The sequence below is a fragment of the Leclercia sp. W17 genome, from assembly GCF_003336325.1.
Taxonomy (GTDB): Bacteria; Pseudomonadota; Gammaproteobacteria; order Enterobacterales; family Enterobacteriaceae; genus Enterobacter.
In genome coordinates, this window is the sequence record NZ_CP031101.1 from 4,095,804 (window position 1) to 4,113,593 (window position 17,790).

Annotated in this window: 15 protein-coding genes; 7 read left to right on the plus strand and 8 right to left on the minus strand. The window is 54.5% G+C overall.

Features of this window, described 5'->3' with window-relative positions:
* Window positions 1–37 precede the first annotated feature (37 nt).
* From surA to apaH, 5 genes are read left to right on the plus strand one after another with little or no spacing between them, the layout of a single operon-like run.
* The gene (gene surA / locus DVA44_RS20330; protein ID WP_103823220.1) at window positions 38–1,324 is read left to right on the plus strand and encodes a peptidylprolyl isomerase SurA; all 1,287 of its coding nucleotides are present in this window, start codon (window positions 38–40) and stop codon (window positions 1,322–1,324) included.
* Complete coding sequence (gene pdxA, locus DVA44_RS20335) at window positions 1,324–2,310, plus strand: 4-hydroxythreonine-4-phosphate dehydrogenase PdxA (RefSeq protein ID WP_114387964.1); 987 nt, start codon at window positions 1,324–1,326, stop codon at window positions 2,308–2,310. The genes surA and pdxA overlap by 1 nt, the downstream gene beginning before the upstream one ends.
* On the plus strand, window positions 2,307–3,128 hold the full coding sequence (gene rsmA, locus DVA44_RS20340) for a 16S rRNA (adenine(1518)-N(6)/adenine(1519)-N(6))-dimethyltransferase RsmA (RefSeq protein ID WP_114387965.1): 822 nt from the start codon (window positions 2,307–2,309) through the stop codon (window positions 3,126–3,128). Before pdxA ends, rsmA begins: the two co-directional genes overlap by 4 nt.
* 3 nt (window positions 3,129–3,131) lie before the next feature.
* Window positions 3,132–3,509, plus strand: coding sequence for a Co2+/Mg2+ efflux protein ApaG (gene apaG / locus DVA44_RS20345; protein ID WP_103178235.1), 378 nt, complete (start codon window positions 3,132–3,134; stop codon window positions 3,507–3,509).
* A 2-nt stretch (window positions 3,510–3,511) separates the two neighbouring features.
* Window positions 3,512–4,360: a bis(5'-nucleosyl)-tetraphosphatase (symmetrical) ApaH gene (gene apaH, locus DVA44_RS20350; RefSeq protein WP_114387966.1), complete on the plus strand. Its 849-nt coding sequence runs from the start codon at window positions 3,512–3,514 to the stop codon at window positions 4,358–4,360.
* Window positions 4,361–4,404: 44 nt separating this feature from the next.
* Here apaH and folA read toward each other — a convergent pair whose 3' ends face one another.
* From folA to kefF, 3 genes are all read right to left on the minus strand, one after another.
* Window positions 4,405–4,884, minus strand: coding sequence for a type 3 dihydrofolate reductase (gene folA, locus DVA44_RS20355; RefSeq protein WP_103178233.1), 480 nt, complete (start codon window positions 4,882–4,884; stop codon window positions 4,405–4,407).
* 114 nt (window positions 4,885–4,998) lie between these two features.
* Window positions 4,999–6,864 carry a glutathione-regulated potassium-efflux system protein KefC gene (kefC, locus tag DVA44_RS20365; protein WP_114387967.1) on the minus strand — a complete coding sequence of 622 codons (1,866 nt, stop codon included), beginning with the start codon at window positions 6,862–6,864 and terminating at the stop codon, window positions 4,999–5,001.
* Window positions 6,857–7,387: a glutathione-regulated potassium-efflux system oxidoreductase KefF gene (gene kefF / locus DVA44_RS20370; RefSeq protein ID WP_114387968.1), complete on the minus strand. Its 531-nt coding sequence runs from the start codon at window positions 7,385–7,387 to the stop codon at window positions 6,857–6,859. Before kefF ends, kefC begins: the two co-directional genes overlap by 8 nt.
* 381 nt (window positions 7,388–7,768) lie before the next feature.
* Between kefF and DVA44_RS20375 the strand changes: the two genes are divergently transcribed.
* Window positions 7,769–10,672 (plus strand): autotransporter outer membrane beta-barrel domain-containing protein, encoded by a 2,904-nt coding sequence (locus DVA44_RS20375; RefSeq protein WP_114387969.1) that lies wholly within the window; start codon window positions 7,769–7,771, stop codon window positions 10,670–10,672.
* A 51-nt stretch (window positions 10,673–10,723) separates the two neighbouring features.
* Here DVA44_RS20375 and DVA44_RS20380 read toward each other — a convergent pair whose 3' ends face one another.
* The 3 genes from DVA44_RS20380 to carA all read right to left on the minus strand — a co-directional run bounded on the left by DVA44_RS20380 (window position 10,724) and on the right by carA (window position 15,537).
* Window positions 10,724–10,957 (minus strand): YgdI/YgdR family lipoprotein, encoded by a 234-nt coding sequence (locus DVA44_RS20380; protein WP_103178229.1) that lies wholly within the window; start codon window positions 10,955–10,957, stop codon window positions 10,724–10,726.
* A gap of 188 nt (window positions 10,958–11,145) precedes the next feature.
* Window positions 11,146–14,370 (minus strand): carbamoyl-phosphate synthase large subunit, encoded by a 3,225-nt coding sequence (gene carB / locus DVA44_RS20385; protein WP_114387970.1) that lies wholly within the window; start codon window positions 14,368–14,370, stop codon window positions 11,146–11,148.
* Window positions 14,371–14,388: 18 nt separating this feature from the next.
* Window positions 14,389–15,537, minus strand: coding sequence for a glutamine-hydrolyzing carbamoyl-phosphate synthase small subunit (gene carA / locus DVA44_RS20390; RefSeq protein WP_114387971.1), 1,149 nt, complete (start codon window positions 15,535–15,537; stop codon window positions 14,389–14,391).
* Between the two features lie 65 nt (window positions 15,538–15,602).
* Here carA and DVA44_RS20395 point away from each other — a divergent pair, with 65 nt between their 5' ends.
* Window positions 15,603–15,845, plus strand: a complete 243-nt coding sequence (locus tag DVA44_RS20395; protein WP_114387972.1) for a hypothetical protein — start codon at window positions 15,603–15,605, stop codon at window positions 15,843–15,845.
* Between the two features lie 147 nt (window positions 15,846–15,992).
* On the opposite strand, the gene dapB is transcribed toward DVA44_RS20395, so the two are convergent.
* A complete protein-coding gene (gene dapB / locus DVA44_RS20400) occupies window positions 15,993–16,814 on the minus strand; it encodes a 4-hydroxy-tetrahydrodipicolinate reductase (RefSeq protein WP_114387973.1) in 822 nt (273 codons plus the stop codon).
* A 280-nt stretch (window positions 16,815–17,094) separates the two neighbouring features.
* A complete protein-coding gene (locus DVA44_RS20405) occupies window positions 17,095–17,736 on the minus strand; it encodes an alanyl-tRNA editing protein (RefSeq protein WP_114387974.1) in 642 nt (213 codons plus the stop codon).
* Window positions 17,737–17,790 lie beyond the last annotated feature (54 nt).

The window sequence follows — 17,790 nt, forward strand, 5'->3', positions numbered from 1 at the left end:
CGTAATCCGCTTTGCGGTTAATTGATATGGAAAAAGTATGAAGAACTGGAAAACGCTGCTGCTCGGTATCGCTATGGTCGCGAATACCAGCTTCGCGGCCCCACAGGTTGTCGACAAAGTCGCTGCCGTTGTGAACAACGGTGTGGTACTTGAGAGCGACGTTGATGGTTTAATGCAGTCTGTGAAGCTCAACGCGGGTCAGGCAGGTCAGCAACTTCCGGATGATTCCACGCTGCGTCATCAGATCCTGGAGCGTTTGATCATGGATCAAATCGTTCTGCAGATGGGTCAGAAGATGGGTGTGAAGATCTCTGATGAGCAGCTCGATCAGGCTATCGCCAACATTGCGAAGCAGAACAATATGACCCCGGACCAGATGCGCAGCCGTCTGGCCTATGACGGCATCAACTATTCGACCTACCGTAATCAGATCCGTAGAGAGATGCTGATTTCAGAAGTGCGCAATAACGAAGTGCGTCGCCGTGTCACCATCCTGCCGCAGGAAGTAGACGCCCTGGCCAAACAGGTCGGCAATCAGAACGATGCCAGCACCGAACTGAACCTGAGCCACATCCTGATCCCACTGTCAGAAAACCCATCCTCTGACCAGGTGGCCGAGGCGGAAAGCCAGGCGCGTTCCATCGTCGATCAGGCACGTAACGGTGGTGATTTCGGCAAACTGGCGATCACCTATTCCGCTGACCAGCAGGCGCTGAAAGGCGGCCAGATGGGCTGGGGTCGTATTCAGGAGCTGCCTTCTATCTTTGCCCAGGCGCTGAGCACGGCGAAGAAAGGCGATATTGTGGGGCCAATCCGTTCCGGCGTGGGCTTCCATATTCTGAAAGTCAACGATCTGCGCGGTCAGAGCAAGAGCATCTCCGTGACGGAAGTTCATGCCCGTCACATTCTGCTGAAAACCTCCCCGATCATGTCTGATACGCAGGCGCGGACCAAACTGGAGCAAATTGCCGCCGATATTCGCAGCGGTAAAACCTCTTTCGCTAACGCCGCGAAAGAGTTCTCTCAGGATCCGGGTTCCGCGAATCAGGGCGGCGATCTGGGCTGGGCGGCTGCGGATATTTACGATCCCGCCTTCCGCGATGCGCTGATGAGAATGAACAAAGGTCAGATGAGCGAACCGGTTCACTCCACCTTCGGCTGGCACCTCATTGAGCTGCTGGATACCCGCAATGTGGATAAAACCGATGCGGCGCAAAAAGATCGTGCGTACCGTATGCTGTTCAACCGTAAGTTCTCTGAAGAAGCCGCGACATGGATGCAGGAACAACGCGCCAGCGCCTACGTCAAAGTCCTGAGCAACTAATGAAACAACATCGTGTTGTCATCACTCCCGGCGAACCCGCCGGGATTGGTCCCGACCTGGTCGTCCAGCTTGCCCAGCGCAGCTGGCCGGTCGAACTGGTGATCTGCGCCGATGCCAGCGTGCTCGAAGCGCGGGCGAAACAGCTTAATCTCCCGCTCACGCTTCTGCCGTATCAGGCAGAAAATGCTCCCCTTCCCCAGCAAGCAGGCACCTTAACGCTGCTACCTGTCCCGCTACGAACCCCGGTTATCCCCGGCCAGCTGAGCACCGAAAATGGCCATTACGTGGTAGAGACGCTGGCGCGCGCCTGCGATGGCTGTCTGAGCGGGGAATTTGCCGCGTTGATCACCGGCCCGGTCCATAAAGGGGTGATCAACGATGCCGGCGTGGCCTTTACCGGCCATACCGAGTTTTTTGAAGAGCGGTCGCACAGCGCAAAAGTGGTGATGATGCTGGCAACCGAGGAGCTGCGCGTTGCGCTGGCGACCACGCACCTGCCCATCAAAGCCATTTCTGACGCCATTACGCCGGATCTGCTGCGCGACGTCATTACCATCCTGCACCACGATTTACGCACCAAGTTCGGTATTGCCGATCCGCACGTGCTGGTATGCGGCCTGAACCCACATGCGGGTGAAGGCGGGCATATGGGTACGGAAGAGATCGACACCATCATTCCGGTGCTGGAAGAGATGCGCGCCAAAGGCATGAATCTCAGCGGGCCGCTGCCTGCCGATACCCTGTTTCAACCGAAATACCTCGATCATGCAGATGCCGTGCTGGCGATGTACCACGATCAGGGCCTTCCCGTGCTAAAATACCAGGGATTTGGCCGCGGGGTGAATATTACCCTCGGTTTACCCTTTATTCGTACTTCTGTTGACCACGGTACTGCGCTCGATTTAGCAGGCCAGGGAAAAGCAGATGTCGGCAGTTTTATTACGGCGCTTAATCTCGCCATCAAAATGATTGTTAATACTCAATGAATAATCGCGTCCACCAGGGCCATTTAGCCCGTAAACGTTTCGGGCAAAACTTCCTCAACGATCAGTTTGTGATCGAAAGTATTGTTTCGGCTATCAACCCACAGAAAGGCCAGGCGATGGTCGAGATCGGGCCGGGTCTGGCTGCACTGACCGAGCCGGTTGGCGAGCGTCTGGATCAACTGACCGTTATCGAACTGGATCGCGATCTGGCAGCACGCCTGCAGACGCACCCGTTCCTCGGGCCGAAACTGACTATTTATCAGCAGGATGCCATGACCATGAACTTCGGCGAACTGTCGGAGAACATGGGCCAGCCGCTGCGCGTATTCGGCAACCTGCCCTATAACATTTCCACACCGCTGATGTTCCACCTGTTTAGCTATACTGATGCCATTGCTGACATGCACTTCATGTTGCAAAAAGAGGTCGTTAATCGACTGGTTGCAGGGCCGAACAGTAAAGCGTATGGTCGTTTAAGCGTGATGGCACAGTACTACTGTAACGTGATTCCGGTACTCGAAGTACCACCATCGGCGTTTACGCCGCCGCCAAAAGTTGACTCAGCGGTTGTGCGCCTGGTGCCGCATAAAACGAAGCCGTATCCGGTCAACGATCTGCGCGTGCTGAGCCGCATCACCACCGAAGCCTTTAACCAGCGTCGTAAAACGATTCGTAACAGCCTTGGCAATCTGTTTACTGTTGAAGTGTTAGCTCAGTTGGGTATCGACCCGGCGATGCGCGCGGAGAACATTTCCGTAGAGCAGTACTGCAAGCTGGCTAACTACATCAGCGAAAATGCGCCGCCGAAGGAGAGCTAAGCCATGATTAATTCGCCCCGCGTATGTGTTCAGGTGCAAAGCCTTTACATCGAGTCTCAATCCACACCGGATGAAGAACGTTTTGTTTTTGCTTACACCGTGACCATTCGCAATCTCGGGCGAACCCCTGTCCAGCTGCTGGGGCGTTACTGGCTTATCACTAACGGCAATGGTCGTGAAATTGAAGTGCAGGGCGAAGGTGTGGTGGGTGAACAGCCGCACATTGCGCCCGGCGAAGAGTATCAGTATACCAGCGGCGCAGTAATTGAGACGCCGCTGGGAACCATGCAGGGCCATTATGAAATGGTCGATACCGAGGGCAATGCATTCCGCGTTGCTATTCCTGTTTTCCGTCTGGCTGTACCAACACTCATTCACTAAACATGTCTACATATCTCATTGGCGACGTTCACGGTTGCTACGATGAACTGATCGCCTTGCTAAAGCAGGTGGATTTTACCCCAGGTACAGACACGCTGTGGCTCACGGGCGATCTCGTTGCCCGCGGCCCTGGCTCGCTGGAAGTCCTGCGCTATGTCAAATCGCTGGGCGACAGCGTGCGGATCGTCCTCGGCAACCACGACCTGCATCTGCTGGCGGTCTACGCCGGGATCAGCCGCAATAAACCGAAAGACAGGATCACACCGTTGCTGGATGCGCCCGACGCCGATGAGCTGATTAACTGGCTGCGTCGCCAGCCGCTGCTGCAAATCGACGAAGAGAAAAAACTGGTGATGGCGCACGCGGGCATTACCCCACAGTGGGATCTGCAAACCGCCAGAGAGTGTGCGCGGGACGTCGAAGCGGTGCTCGCCAGCGACTCTTACCCGTTCTTCCTCGATGCGATGTATGGCGACATGCCCAACAACTGGAGCATGGAGCTCAGCGGCGTTGCGCGTCTGCGTTTTATCACGAACGCCTTCACCCGCATGCGCTACTGTTTCCCGAATGGTCAGCTGGATATGTACTGCAAGGATGTGCCAGAAAACGCGCCGACGCCACTTAAGCCGTGGTTTGCGATCCCTGGCCCGGTAACGGAGCAGTACAGCGTCGTCTTTGGCCACTGGGCATCGCTGGAAGGGAAAGGCACGCCTGAAGGCATTTATGGGCTGGATACGGGTTGCTGCTGGGGGGGAGAACTCACCTGTCTGCGCTGGGAAGATAAAGCCTGGTTTATGCAGCCGTCGAACCGGCACCTGGATTTAGATGAAAACGAAGCAGTCGCGTCGTAAAAGAGCACTGCACCTCTCCCGGCGGGAAAGGTGCAGTAACCACATTAGCGGCGTTCAAGGATCTCGAAGCAGTAGCTATGGGAGTTTTGCGCATCCGCATCGTGGAATTCGCTGAACACCGATTCCCACTCGTCAGGATCGTAGTCCGGGAAATGGGTATCACCTTCCACTTCAGCATCAATGTGGGTCAGATATAATTTCTGCGCTTTCGGCAGGAATTGCTCATAGATACGACCCCCGCCAATCACCATGATCTCTTCAGCATCGCCGCAGGCAGCAATGGCTTCGTCAATGGATTTAACCCACTCAACACGATCGTCCGTGCCGGGCTGGCTGCTTATTACGATGTTTTTACGGCCCGGCAATGGGCGCCCGATTGACTCCCAGGTCAGGCGACCCATTACTACCGGCTTGTTCAACGTTGTACGTTTAAACCACGCGAGATCGGCAGGCAGATTCCACGGCATGGCATTTTCCATACCAATCACGCGATCTACCGCAAGCGCCGCAATCAGACTGATCATTGATTATTTCCCGGATGCAAAAAATTGCCGCCACTATACGGAAAGCTTAATCTTTCGTCGACTGGCGGCAGAGTAAAGAACAGGAAATTTTTTATATTTGCTGGCAACCCCTCTTCACGCCACAGGTTTACTCTCCGGCTCATCCTGCGGATCGCCGGTATGCTTACCCTCTTCCGTTCCCTGCCAGCCATGACGCTGGGTCAGCGAGAGGTGATTACGATCCTCATTGATGATCTCGGTCAGCATGGCGCTGGTGCGTTTAACGACCGCCGCACGTGATGTGGCATCGTTTTCCGCCATTTCAGCCATCTCCTCCAGCATCTCAATATTAAAGCGACGGAACAGATCGGCCCGCTCCCGGGCTTCATATGCCCCGAGCCCAAGGCTCTCCAGCGCCAACCGTCCGGATTTGAGCGCCCCTTCAAAGGTTTCACGCTCCGGGGCATCGACACCTGTCTGACGCAGCTTGATGTAGTGATCGATATCGCGTGCGCGGGAGATGATTTTCAGATGCGGGAAATGGGTCTTAGCCAGCTCAACCAGCTGCAGGCTGTTCTTCGGATCGTCTATCGCATTGATCAACACTTCGGCCTTGTGCGCCCCGGCAGATTCCAGCAGGTCCACGCGCGTGGCGTCGCCGTAAAAGACCTTCATATCAAACTTACGCAAGGTTTCAATATGATCGGGATCGTGATCGAGGATGACCATTTTTACCCCACTGGAGAGCAGCAAACGGCCCGCAATCTGACCGAAGCGACCAAATCCGGCGATAATGACCCGCGGTTGCTCTTCATCAATTTCATCAGCCTCGTGCTGTTGACCACTGTTGGCAGCGTCGAGACGGGTCAACACCACCAGCAGCAGCGGAGTCACCGCCATTGACAGCGCCACCGCCAGCGTCAGCGCCTTCGCCCATTCGGGATCGAGCACGTTCGCCATGTTCGCCGCGCCAAACACTACAAACGCAAACTCACTCCCCTGCCCCAGCAGCACTGCAAACCAGCGCCGCTGTTTCGCAGGAACCTTCAGCGGGCGAGCCACCAGCCAGAGCATGAGCATTTTAATGGCCAGGAAGCCCACCAGCAGTATGGCGATGCGCAGCGGATGGGTGACTAACGTCCCGAAATCAACGGACATCCCCACACCAATAAAGAACAGCCCCAGCAGCAGCCCCTTAAAGGGCTCGATATCGCTTTCCAGGGCGTGGCGGTACTCGGAGCTCGCCAGCAGAACACCCGCCAGAAATGCCCCCATCGCCATGGAGAGCCCCGCCTCTTCCAGCATCAGGCCAAAGCCGAAAACCAGAAACAGGGCCACGGCGCTGAACACTTCGCGCAGGCCGGAGCGGGCGACAAAACGCAGCAACGGTCGGCTGACGTAACGCCCCAGCAGCACCACCAGCGCCAGCGCCCCGACCACTTTCAAGGCCGAAAGGGCAAAGGCGCCCAGGGTAGTTGACGCCCCGGAAGCGGCCAGCAGCGGGATCATCGCCACCAGCGGAATGGCGGCGATGTCCTGAAACAGCAGCACCGAGAAGGCGCTGCGCCCCATCTGTGAAACCGTCAGGTTGCGTTCATTCATGGCCTGCATGGCGATCGCCGTGGATGAAAGCGCCAGCGTCATGCCGATCAGCTCCGCCACTTTCCAGTCCATACCCAGCAGGATGCAGAATCCGCCCAGCAGCAGACCGCAGGCCAGCATCTGCAATGCCCCGCCGCCAAATACCGAGGCGCGCAATTTCCACAGGCGACGCGGATCCAGCTCCAGTCCAATCACAAACAGCATCAGCACCACGCCAATTTCCGCAAAGTGCAGTATCGACTGGGCATCGGTGACCAGCCGGAATCCCCACGGGCCAATAACGCAGCCGGCAATCAGATAGCCCAACACCGACCCCAGCCCCAGACGTACCGCAACCGGCACAATCAGCGCCGCGGCGCCCAAATAGATCAGCGCCTGAATCAGCGTATGGCTATCCATGGTGCGCCTCCTGCCAGTCGAGTAAACGTTGTTTGTAGTGGCGCGCCTGCGCCTGAAGGGTTTCGTCGTCGCAAACGAAGGTGCAGTGCATAGCAAATGGGGGAAGCCAGTTGAGTCCACAATAGAGCGCTGTCGCCTGCAGCGGCTGCGCCAGCACCTCAAAACCGGGGAAGGAACCGATATCAAAATGACTTTCGCCGCCACCGGTGGTCACCGCCCACAGCAGGCTTTTACCCTTGAGCGCTCTGCCGTTATGACCGTACGCCCAGCCGTGCGAGAAGACTTTATCTATCCACAGTTTCAACAACGGAGGTGTGCTGTACCACTGCATCGGATGCTGCCAGACGATGAGATCGGCCCTGGAGATAGCCTCCTGCTCTGCAGCGATATCAATATTAAAGTCAGGATAGAGCTGATAGAGCGAGCGGATCTCTACACCCTCCAGCGTCTTTATTTGTTCAAGCATTCGCTTATTCGCATGCGAATGATGTGGATAAGGATGGGCGTAAATAATGAGTATCATGATTAACCTGGGCAGACTGCTTTCTTGTTGTGACTGTCAGTGTAGTCAGGAAAGCGAAGCGTTTGAAGGGCTCAGTCCCGCCGCCAGGCTTAACAGCAAGGATTGGCAAACCGTGCCAGGATGAAGGCTATACTTTGCATCAAATAAATAATTTGAAATTATAATATTTAAAATACAGATCAATAAGGCAGTAAAAATAAAAAATACTGAGCAATTAATTTTAAATTAATTCATCATTTAATATGAATTGATATACACAAGTGGTTTTAGAATCAATAATTTCAATTTTAAGTAATATGATTATCCTTATAAAACAAGTATTTACAAGAAATTACCCCCTTATTAAAATAGACATCCTTTTATCACAAAATGGATGTGGCAATGAAAAGCAAAACCCCTCAATTAAATAAGACGACAAAATCATTAAAAAGTCTTTTTCCATCCTTATCAGCGTTAATCGCATTCACTCCGTTGATAGTTTCCGCAGAAATCATAGTTAAGGATTCAACAGATACCGCACAGATTTTTTCATCAGATAATACATACATTATCCCTGAGGGTATCAGCATTACCAATAACACTGCCACGCCCACTGTTACTATCAGTGGAAACCTGATCGACGGTGTCATAAATGGCGGAAATGTGATTGGTGTGGGCGACGGAATGTATGTCACAACAGCCAATCAAGACTTTGAATTGGCTAACCAACAAAATGCCCTGATCGAATCTACTGCTGCCAACGGAATTACCGTCAACAGCATGAATGGCGAAATAAATAACGCAGGGAAAATTATTGGCGCAGAGAAGGGCATTCAGGTTCTGGTAGATTCAGACAGCTTTGGCATCAATAATACTTCGACAGGCACTATAGAAGGTAAAACAGCGATCTTTGCAGATGCAGGTATCGCAATAACAAATGCTGGCATTTTAAAAGGCAGCACCGGAAATGGTATAGAGCTTAATACGGCAGGTAAAAGCACCCTTACTAATAATGGGACGATTGAAGGTGCCGAACACGGCATCCTCGTGACCGGTGAGCACAGATTTAAGATCGGTAATGCTGGTCTGATAAAAGGTTCAGAAAGCGCTATCACATTTCAGAGTAACCAGAGCAACATGCTGACTCTGGATACCGGATCTGAGCTGGACGGCGATGTCATCTCAACAAATTCCAAAACAAATACTTTAATATTAATTGGCCAGGGTTCGGAAGACAGCAACTTCCGCGGCCTGAACGAAGATGACGGCTTTGCTTCGCTAACCATGGACGGCACTGACTGGACCCTGACTGGCAATGTCGATGTGATCGGTTCAGACGACTCGATTAAGGTCAACACGGGTAAACTGACGCTGGCAGGCGATGTGAAAAATAGCGCCGGAAATACCCTTATTGCCAACGACGCTACGCTGCAATTGGGTGATGGCACGAATACCGGCTCATTGACCGGGGCTATAACCAATAACGGCACGTTCACCTTTAACCAGGGCTCGGATTCTACCTTCGCTTCTGATATTACCGGCACAGGCAGTGTCATCAAAACTGATGCTAACATCCTGACCCTGACCGGCAACAACAGCTACACCGGCAATACGCTACTGAGCAGCGGCACCACGCTGGTGGCCGAGGGCGCGACCCTGGGCAGTGCAGGCAACACGGCCACCATTACCGTTGACGACGGCGCAACTTTCGCCAGCGCAGGCACTGTTAATAATAATATCGATATCCTGAGCGGCGGCGTGCTGGCCTCATGGAATGCCGTAGCCGGTAACAACGCGACCAGTTCTCCGACGGCTAACACCATCAACGGCAACGTTACCAACAGCGGCACGCTGCAAATTAGCGGCCTCAACAACTACGTGGGTAATAACTTCACCATCAACGGCGATTACACCGGCGTGAGCGGCAGCAAGCTCGTAATGAATAGCATCCTCGGTGATGACAGTTCAAGTACCGATCACCTGACTATCACCGGCAACAGCGCCGGCGCATCCGGCATTCAACTCAGCAACATTGGTGGCCTCGGCGCGCAAACCGTTAACGGGATCGAGATTATCAGCGTAGGAGGCAATTCCGAGGCGGCATTTACCTTAGCTAAACCTGCCGTTGTAGGCGCCTGGGAATATAACCTGAACCAGAAGAGTGATGGCAACTGGTATCTGGAATCCAAAACCCCACCTTCCGACGACAACCAGGACGGTGGAGACGACAACAATGACAACGGCGGCGATAACGGCGATAACGGCGGCAACGGCGGCAATGGCGGCAACGGCGATAACGGCGGCAATGGCGACAACGGCAACAACGGCGGCAACAACGATAATGGCGGGGATAATACGCCTGACGTTCCAGAGGTGATGGCGCCGGAAGTCGGTGCTTACCTGGGTAACTATCTTGCCGCTCAGAATATGTTCCTGCATAAACGTGACGACCGCGATCAGCTGACCCTGCGCAATGGCGAGGATCTGAATACCTGGATGTATGTCAAAGGCCGTTATCACGATAACGATATCGCTGGCGGCAAAGTGAACTACGACACGACCGAGCTCGTTATGCAGGTCGGTAGTGATTTTATCAGTAAGCAGATGGATCAAGGGGTGCTGCACGCCGGGATGATGTTCGGTGCAGGTCAGGCGAAAACCGACTCCACAGCACGCTACAACTCCCGTAGCGCGCAGGGTAAAGTCGATGGTGTGAACGTCGGGCTGTACGCTACCTGGCAGGAAGATCCGGCATTACGCACAGGCAACTATATCGATACCTGGACCGCGTTTAGCTGGTATCACAATACGGTGAATGGCGATAAGCGCAGCAGCGAATCCTATGACAGCAACGGTTTCGCCGCGTCAATCGAAATGGGCCATGCCTGGGTGGTTGCCTCTGAAAACGAAAGAACCTGGAAAATCGAGCCGCAAATCCAGGCTATCTATAGCTATCTGGATCAGGAAAATCACAAGGATGCCGATGGCGTACGGATCTCCACCCTTGATAATGACGGCGTACTTGGCCGCGTTGGGGTGAAAACCAGCTACTTTGACCAGAAAGATGTGCAGGCGTGGCAGCCTTACGTCGCGGTCAACTGGCTGAAAGGCGCCGGGCAGAACGATATCGCCTTTAACGGCGAAGCGTTCAGCAACGATACGCCGGATGATCGGGCGCAGCTGGAGCTGGGCGTAACAGGCAAGCTGAACGAAACCACTCTGATTTCACTGCGTGCCAGCGGTGAATGGGGTGAAAACAGCTACGACGCCTATGGCGGTCATATCCTGTTAAATCACCGCTGGTAATCCTGTTACCGCAATAACCGATGCAGTGGCGCAGGCCACTGCATTTTTTTATCAGTTATCCAGTTCACCCATGGATTTCACCTGATCACGGTTAATCTGTTCCGTCTGACCGGTTTCGGCATTATCAATAGACATCATTCCAGTATCGTCATCTACCTGCGGTTTTCCGTCGGTGACGATGGTTTTACCGTCAGTAGTTTTCACCGCCTGGTTAGACGAACAACCTGCAACGGTGAACAGTGCTGCGGCAGTAAAAATTGAAGTCAGCAAAAGATTCTTTCGCATGGTGTTCTCCCTGCTTTTCAGTTGGATTTAATTATCGACCTGATAATTTTAGGCTAACTGACTGATGGGAGATGAGAAAGCAGAAGGTTCTGAAGAGGGAGACAGCCATCGTAGGGCGGGTAAGCGAAGCGCCACCCGCCGTTTGCCCGGCGTCGCTTTCGCTTACCGGGCCTACGATAACAGGCTTGTTACTTGCTAATCTGCGCGTGCATCTCTTGCACAGAAATAACCTTCTCGGTGGCATCCGCGTTCAGCGCCATCGCTGTTGCAAAACCGCCGTTCAGGGTAGTGTCGTAATGCACTTTGTACTGCAGCGCGCTGCGGCGAATCAGCTTGGAGTCTTCAATCGCCTGACGCCCTTCGGTGGTGTTGATGATGTAGGTATATTCGCCATTCTTGATACGGTCCTGAATGTGCGGACGACCTTCATGCACCTTGTTCACCAGACGCGGGTTGATGCCCGCTTCACCCAGCACAATCGCGGTGCCGTGGGTCGCATCCAGCTCAAAGCCATACTTCAGCAGCTTGGCCGCCAGGTCCACCACGCGCTCTTTGTCGCCTTCGCGCACGGAGAGCAGCGCACGACCCTGTTTCTTCATGGTGGAGTTGCTGCCCAGTTGCGCCTTGGCGAACGCTTCCGCGAAGGTACGGCCCACGCCCATGACTTCACCGGTAGAGCGCATCTCTGGCCCTAACAGCGGGTCAACGCCCGGGAACTTGTTGAACGGCAGCACTACTTCTTTCACCGAATAGTACGGCGGGATAATCTCTTTGGTTACGCCCTGCTGCGCCAGCGTCTGGCCAGCCATCACGCGCGCCGCCACTTTCGCCAGAGGGATGCCGGTGGCTTTGGAGACGAACGGGACGGTACGTGCCGCACGTGGGTTCACTTCAATCAGGTAGACTTCGTTGTCTTTCACCGCAAACTGCACGTTCATCAGACCGCGCACCTGCAGCTCGAAGGCCAGCTTCTGCACCTGCTCGCGCATTACGTCCTGAATCTCTTTGCTCAGCGTATAGGCTGGCAGAGAACATGCGGAGTCGCCGGAGTGCACGCCCGCCTGCTCGATGTGCTCCATGATGCCGCCAATCAGCACCCTTTCGCCGTCGCAGATGGCATCCACATCCACTTCTACCGCATCGTCCAGGAAGCGGTCCAGCAGGACTGGCGCATCGTTAGAGACGCTGACCGCCGTCTGGAAGTAGCGGCGCAGGTCGGCTTCGTCGTAGACGATCTCCATTGCGCGGCCACCCAGCACGTAGGAGGGACGCACCACCAGCGGATAGGTGATCTCTTTGGCCTTCTCAACCGCCTGCTCAATGGTGGTGACGGTGGCGTTAGCCGGCTGTTTCAGTTTCAGACGGTCAACGGCGTGCTGGAAACGTTCGCGGTCTTCTGCACGGTCAATCGCGTCCGGGCTGGTGCCGATAACCGGCACACCTGCCGCTTCCAGCGCACGGGCCAGCTTCAGCGGAGTCTGGCCGCCGTACTGCACGATAACGCCTTTTGGCTTCTCGATACGCACGATTTCCAGCACATCTTCCAGCGTTACCGGCTCGAAGTAGAGGCGGTCGGAGGTGTCGTAGTCGGTCGAGACGGTTTCCGGGTTACAGTTAACCATGATGGTCTCGTAACCGTCTTCACGCAGCGCCAGGGAGGCATGTACGCAGCAGTAGTCGAACTCGATGCCCTGGCCGATACGGTTTGGACCGCCGCCCAGCACCATAATTTTGTCGCGGCCAACGGACGGGTTCGCTTCACACTCGTCTTCATAGGTGGAGTACATGTAGGCGGTGTCGGTCGCAAACTCTGCCGCACAGGTATCCACGCGCTTGTAGACCGGGTGCAGGTCGTACTGGTCACGCAGCTTGCGGATCTCCGCTTCGCGTACGCCCGCCAGTTTAGCCAGACGCGCATCGGCAAAGCCCTTACGCTTCAGCATACGCAGGAAGTCAGCGTCGAGGCCGTTGATACCCAGCTCTGCCACCTTCTCTTCCAGACGCACCAGCTCTTCAATCTGCACCAGGAACCAGCGGTCGATGTTGGTCAGGTTGAAGACGCCATCGACGGACATGCCCGCACGGAAAGCGTCAGCGATATACCAGATACGCTCGGCGCCCGCGTCTTTCAGCTCACGACGAATTTTGGTCAGCGCTTCCGGGTCATCCAGGCTCACTTTCGGGTCGAAACCGGTGGCGCCCACTTCCAGGCCGCGCAGCGCTTTCTGCAGGGACTCCTGCTGGGTGCGGCCAATGGCCATCACTTCGCCGACAGATTTCATCTGGGTGGTCAGACGGTCGTTAGCGCCGGCAAATTTCTCGAAGTTGAAGCGAGGAATTTTGGTCACAACGTAGTCGATAGACGGTTCGAACGAGGCCGGAGTACGCCCGCCGGTGATGTCGTTCATCAGCTCGTCGAGGGTGTAACCTACCGCCAGTTTCGCCGCCACTTTGGCAATCGGGAAGCCGGTGGCTTTCGATGCCAGCGCAGAGGAGCGGGATACACGCGGGTTCATCTCGATAACAATCAGACGGCCGTTCTTCGGGTTAACCGAGAACTGCACGTTAGAGCCGCCGGTTTCGACGCCAATCTCACGCAGTACCGCCATCGAGGCGTTACGCATGATTTGGTACTCTTTGTCGGTCAGGGTCTGGGCGGGCGCCACGGTGATGGAGTCACCGGTGTGGATGCCCATGGCATCGAAGTTTTCGATGGAGCAGACGATGATGCAGTTGTCGTTTTTATCACGCACCACTTCCATCTCGTACTCTTTCCAGCCGATCAGCGATTCATCAATCAGCAGCTCGTTGGTTGGAGAAAGATCCAGACCTCGGGCACAAATCTCTTCGAACTCTTCACGGTTGTAAGCGATACCGCCGCCGGTGCCGCCCATGGTGAAGGAAGGACGGATGATGCACGGATAACCCACGTCAGCGGCAACCGCCAGCGCCTCTTCCATATTGTGTGCAATGCCGGAACGCGCGGTGTCGAGGCCGATTTTTTTCATTGCCACGTCGAAGCGACGGCGGTCTTCTGCTTTATCAATCGCGTCAGCGGTGGCACCAATCATGGTCACGCCGAACTCTTCCAGCACGCCCTGACGCTCCAGCTCCAGCGCACAGTTCAGCGCCGTCTGGCCGCCCATGGTTGGCAGTACCGCATCCGGGCGCTCTTTTTCGATGATTTTGCGTACCACTTCCCAGTGAATCGGCTCGATGTAGGTCGCATCGGCCATTTCCGGGTCGGTCATGATGGTGGCCGGGTTGGAGTTCACCAGGATAACGCGATAACCCTCTTCACGCAGGGCTTTACACGCCTGGGCGCCAGAGTAGTCAAATTCACAGGCCTGGCCGATAACAATCGGGCCAGCGCCAAGGATCAGGATGCTTTTTATGTCTGTACGTTTTGGCATGGTCTTCTCGGCTCCTGATTATTTAGCAGTCTTACGGTATTGCTCGATAAGTTCGATGAAGTGATCGAACAGCGGCGCGGCATCGTGCGGGCCTGGGCTTGCCTCCGGGTGTCCCTGGAAGCTGAACGCCGGTTTGTCGGTACGATGAATGCCCTGCAAGGTGCCATCGAACAGCGACTTGTGCGTGACGCGCAGGTTGGCAGGCATGGAGGCTTCATCGACGGCAAAACCGTGGTTCTGTGCGGTAATCATTACCGTGTTGTTGTCGATATCTTTCACCGGGTGGTTACCACCGTGGTGACCGAACTTCATCTTCACGGTTTTCGCACCGCTCGCCAGCGCCAGCAGCTGATGGCCGAGGCAGATGCCGAATACCGGAATGTCGGTTTCAAGGAAAGTTTTAATCGCGTCGATAGCGTAGTCGCACGGTGCCGGGTCACCCGGGCCGTTAGAGAGGAAGATCCCGTCCGGGTTCATCTTCAGTACTTCGTCTGCCGGGGTTTTGGCCGGCACAACGGTCAGGCGGCAGCCGCGATCCACCAGCATACGCAGGATGTTGCGCTTGGCGCCGTAGTCGTAGGCCACCACGTGGAACGGCAGCTCTTCCTCTTTTTTCGCTTCCGGCAGTTCACCAGCCAGCGTCCAGCTCCCCTGCGTCCAGCTGTAGGACTCAGCGGTGGTCACTTCTTTTGCCAGATCCATACCGTTCAGACCCGGGAAGGCTTTGGCTTTTTCCTGCGCCAGAGCCGCATCCAGATTGTCGCCAGCGATGATGCAGCCGTTCTGGGCACCTTTTTCACGCAGCAGACGCGTCAGCTTACGGGTATCGATATCGGCAATCGCCACGATGTTATGGCGTTTCAGGTAAGAAGAGAGGTCTTCGGTATTGCGGTAGTTGCTGGCAATCAGCGGCAGGTCACGAATGATCAGACCTTGTGCATGTACCTGGGAGGACTCTTCATCAGCGGCGTTAGAGCCGACATTACCAATATGGGGATAAGTTAAAGTGACGATTTGGCGGGAATAGGAAGGATCAGTGAGGATTTCTTGATAACCGGTCATTGAAGTATTGAAAACGACTTCCCCAACCGCCGAACCTGTTGCCCCAATGGCCCGACCGATAAACTGGGTTCCGTCTTCCAGAACCAATAGCGCTGACTTAATCAAAACACCCTCCAGAGAATATTCACTCACTTTATTTGCATATTAATTCATAACCAAGGTTCAAATCAATGCAAATCTGCTGCCAGTGGATTTTCGGCAAACGGCGGCATTCTGGAGATTTAGCAGGGGAAAGTCAACTTAAAAAGTGGGTTTTGTCTGTCGTTTTTATGCCACTGGTGGGAAAGAGAGTTGTTAACGGGCAAAAAGATCAACTAAATCACTTGGGAAAACGCTTGCGAACCCATTTTATTGTTAGAACTGCCGTTGCGGTCCAAAAAAGTGGACCATTTGGTCAAAATTCACAAGAATGAAACAAAAACAGAGGACAAAAAGAAGAATTATAGAGGTTTAGCTTAGTAATTACGTTAAGAATGTTAAAATTAAAGGGCAATAAAATATTGCCCTCTGCAATCAATTAATTACGACTGCAATAACCACATCACGAAGGGTAACCATGATTATAAATTGTTAAGATCGAGCACATCTCGCATGTCAAAAAGACCATTTTTTTTGCCTTTCAACCAAACAGCAGAACGAACAGCCCCATTTGCAAAAGTCATACGACTGGAAGCCTTATGGGTGATTTCAACGCGCTCACCAATATCGGCAAACATCGCGGTATGTTCGCCTACAATGTCACCGGCACGCACCGTGGCAAAACCAATGGTGCCCGGGACGCGTTCACCGGTATGACCTTCACGGGTGTAGACGGCACACGCTTTCAGATCCTTATCCATCGCCTGGGCAATCGCCTCGCCCATCGCCAGGGCCGTACCTGACGGTGCGTCCACTTTGTAGCGATGGTGAGCTTCAACGATCTCAATATCGGTATAGTCGCCCATCACCTTCGCCGCTTTCTCCAGCAGCTTGAGCATCACGTTCACGCCCACGCTGAAGTTGGCCGCAAATACGACGGGGATGACTTTCGCCGCATCCTGAATCGCCTGTTTGCCCGCGTCGTCAAAACCAGTGGTGCCGATCACCATGCCCTTGCCGTGCTGGCGGCAAAACGCCAGGTGATGCAGCGTGCCTTCCGGGCGCGTAAAATCGATAAACACGTCAAAGTCATCTTTTACTGCATCAAGGCTGCTCTGCACGGTGACGCCCGTCTTAGCCACGCCTGCCAGCTCACCGGCATCCGCGCCTAATAAAGAAGAGCCTTCGCGCTCCAGCGCGGCGCCAAGCGCAACGCCGTCCATCTGCAGCGTAGCCTGAATTAACTGACGGCCCATACGGCCACCCGCGCCCGCAATTGCGACACGGACCTGTGCATCATGCATAGTTATTCTCTTACGTTAAAATGATGTAAATCGCTTCCAGAGTAACCAGCCAGCAAGATTGCCGCCATCTGAAAACGCCGATAATTAGAATTTAATGATAAAACGGGTCAGATATCAGTAAAAAACATAGGCGTCAGCGAAAACCGCACGATTCATGCACCGCCAGCGTAGGGGGCAGGAGGTTATCTCCGGCCCGGGCAGGACAACATGGCAAGCCTACAGGATTAACAGCTCCACCTCCTTTCAAGCCTTCCGCTCTGTCGGGTTAATCACACTCCAGTTACGCCTGCTCGTGAAGGGCATATGTGACCACCAGCTGCCCTTTTTTTATTTTCATCCCCAGGATCTCCATTTCACCTATTTCCGCCAGTTGGCTAACATGCGTTCCGCCACACGAATAAGCCGGAAGATCGCCAAAGCGAACCTTGCGCCTGCCCGCTTCCATTTCTGTATGACGGGGCAGATTGTCCGCTTTCCAGCCGTTGATAAGGGCGATTAGCGCGCTGGCATCAGGCATTGCGCTCTTAAGGTCCCGGGCCGTAAAGGTAATACGTCCTTCACCGGGCCAGTGGTGGGCTTTTACCGGTTCCCAACCGCATCGCTCACCGGCATAACCGATCAAATGGCCTGCGCTATGCCAGCGGGAATGTCGCACCCGCGCGCTTTTATCCACCTGAATGTCCACCTCGCCTGGCACAAGCGGCCGGGCCAGAATGTGAATGACCTGCTCTCCACGCAGGTTCACGCTCTCCACCGCGATCCCGGCGATGAAGCCCCGATCTGCTGGCTGTCCGCCGCCCTGCGGATGGAAAAGGGTTTGATCCAGCTCGACGGCGTAACGGCCATCCGCCTCTTCAGTGCAACGGATCACTTTCGCGCGGCCTTCTGTCGCTTCACTGGTGTAATAAAGTCGTTCTGTCATGGTTGTTCTCCTCTGTACCCTGACAGTATATTCATCACTTAAGCATCGATAATT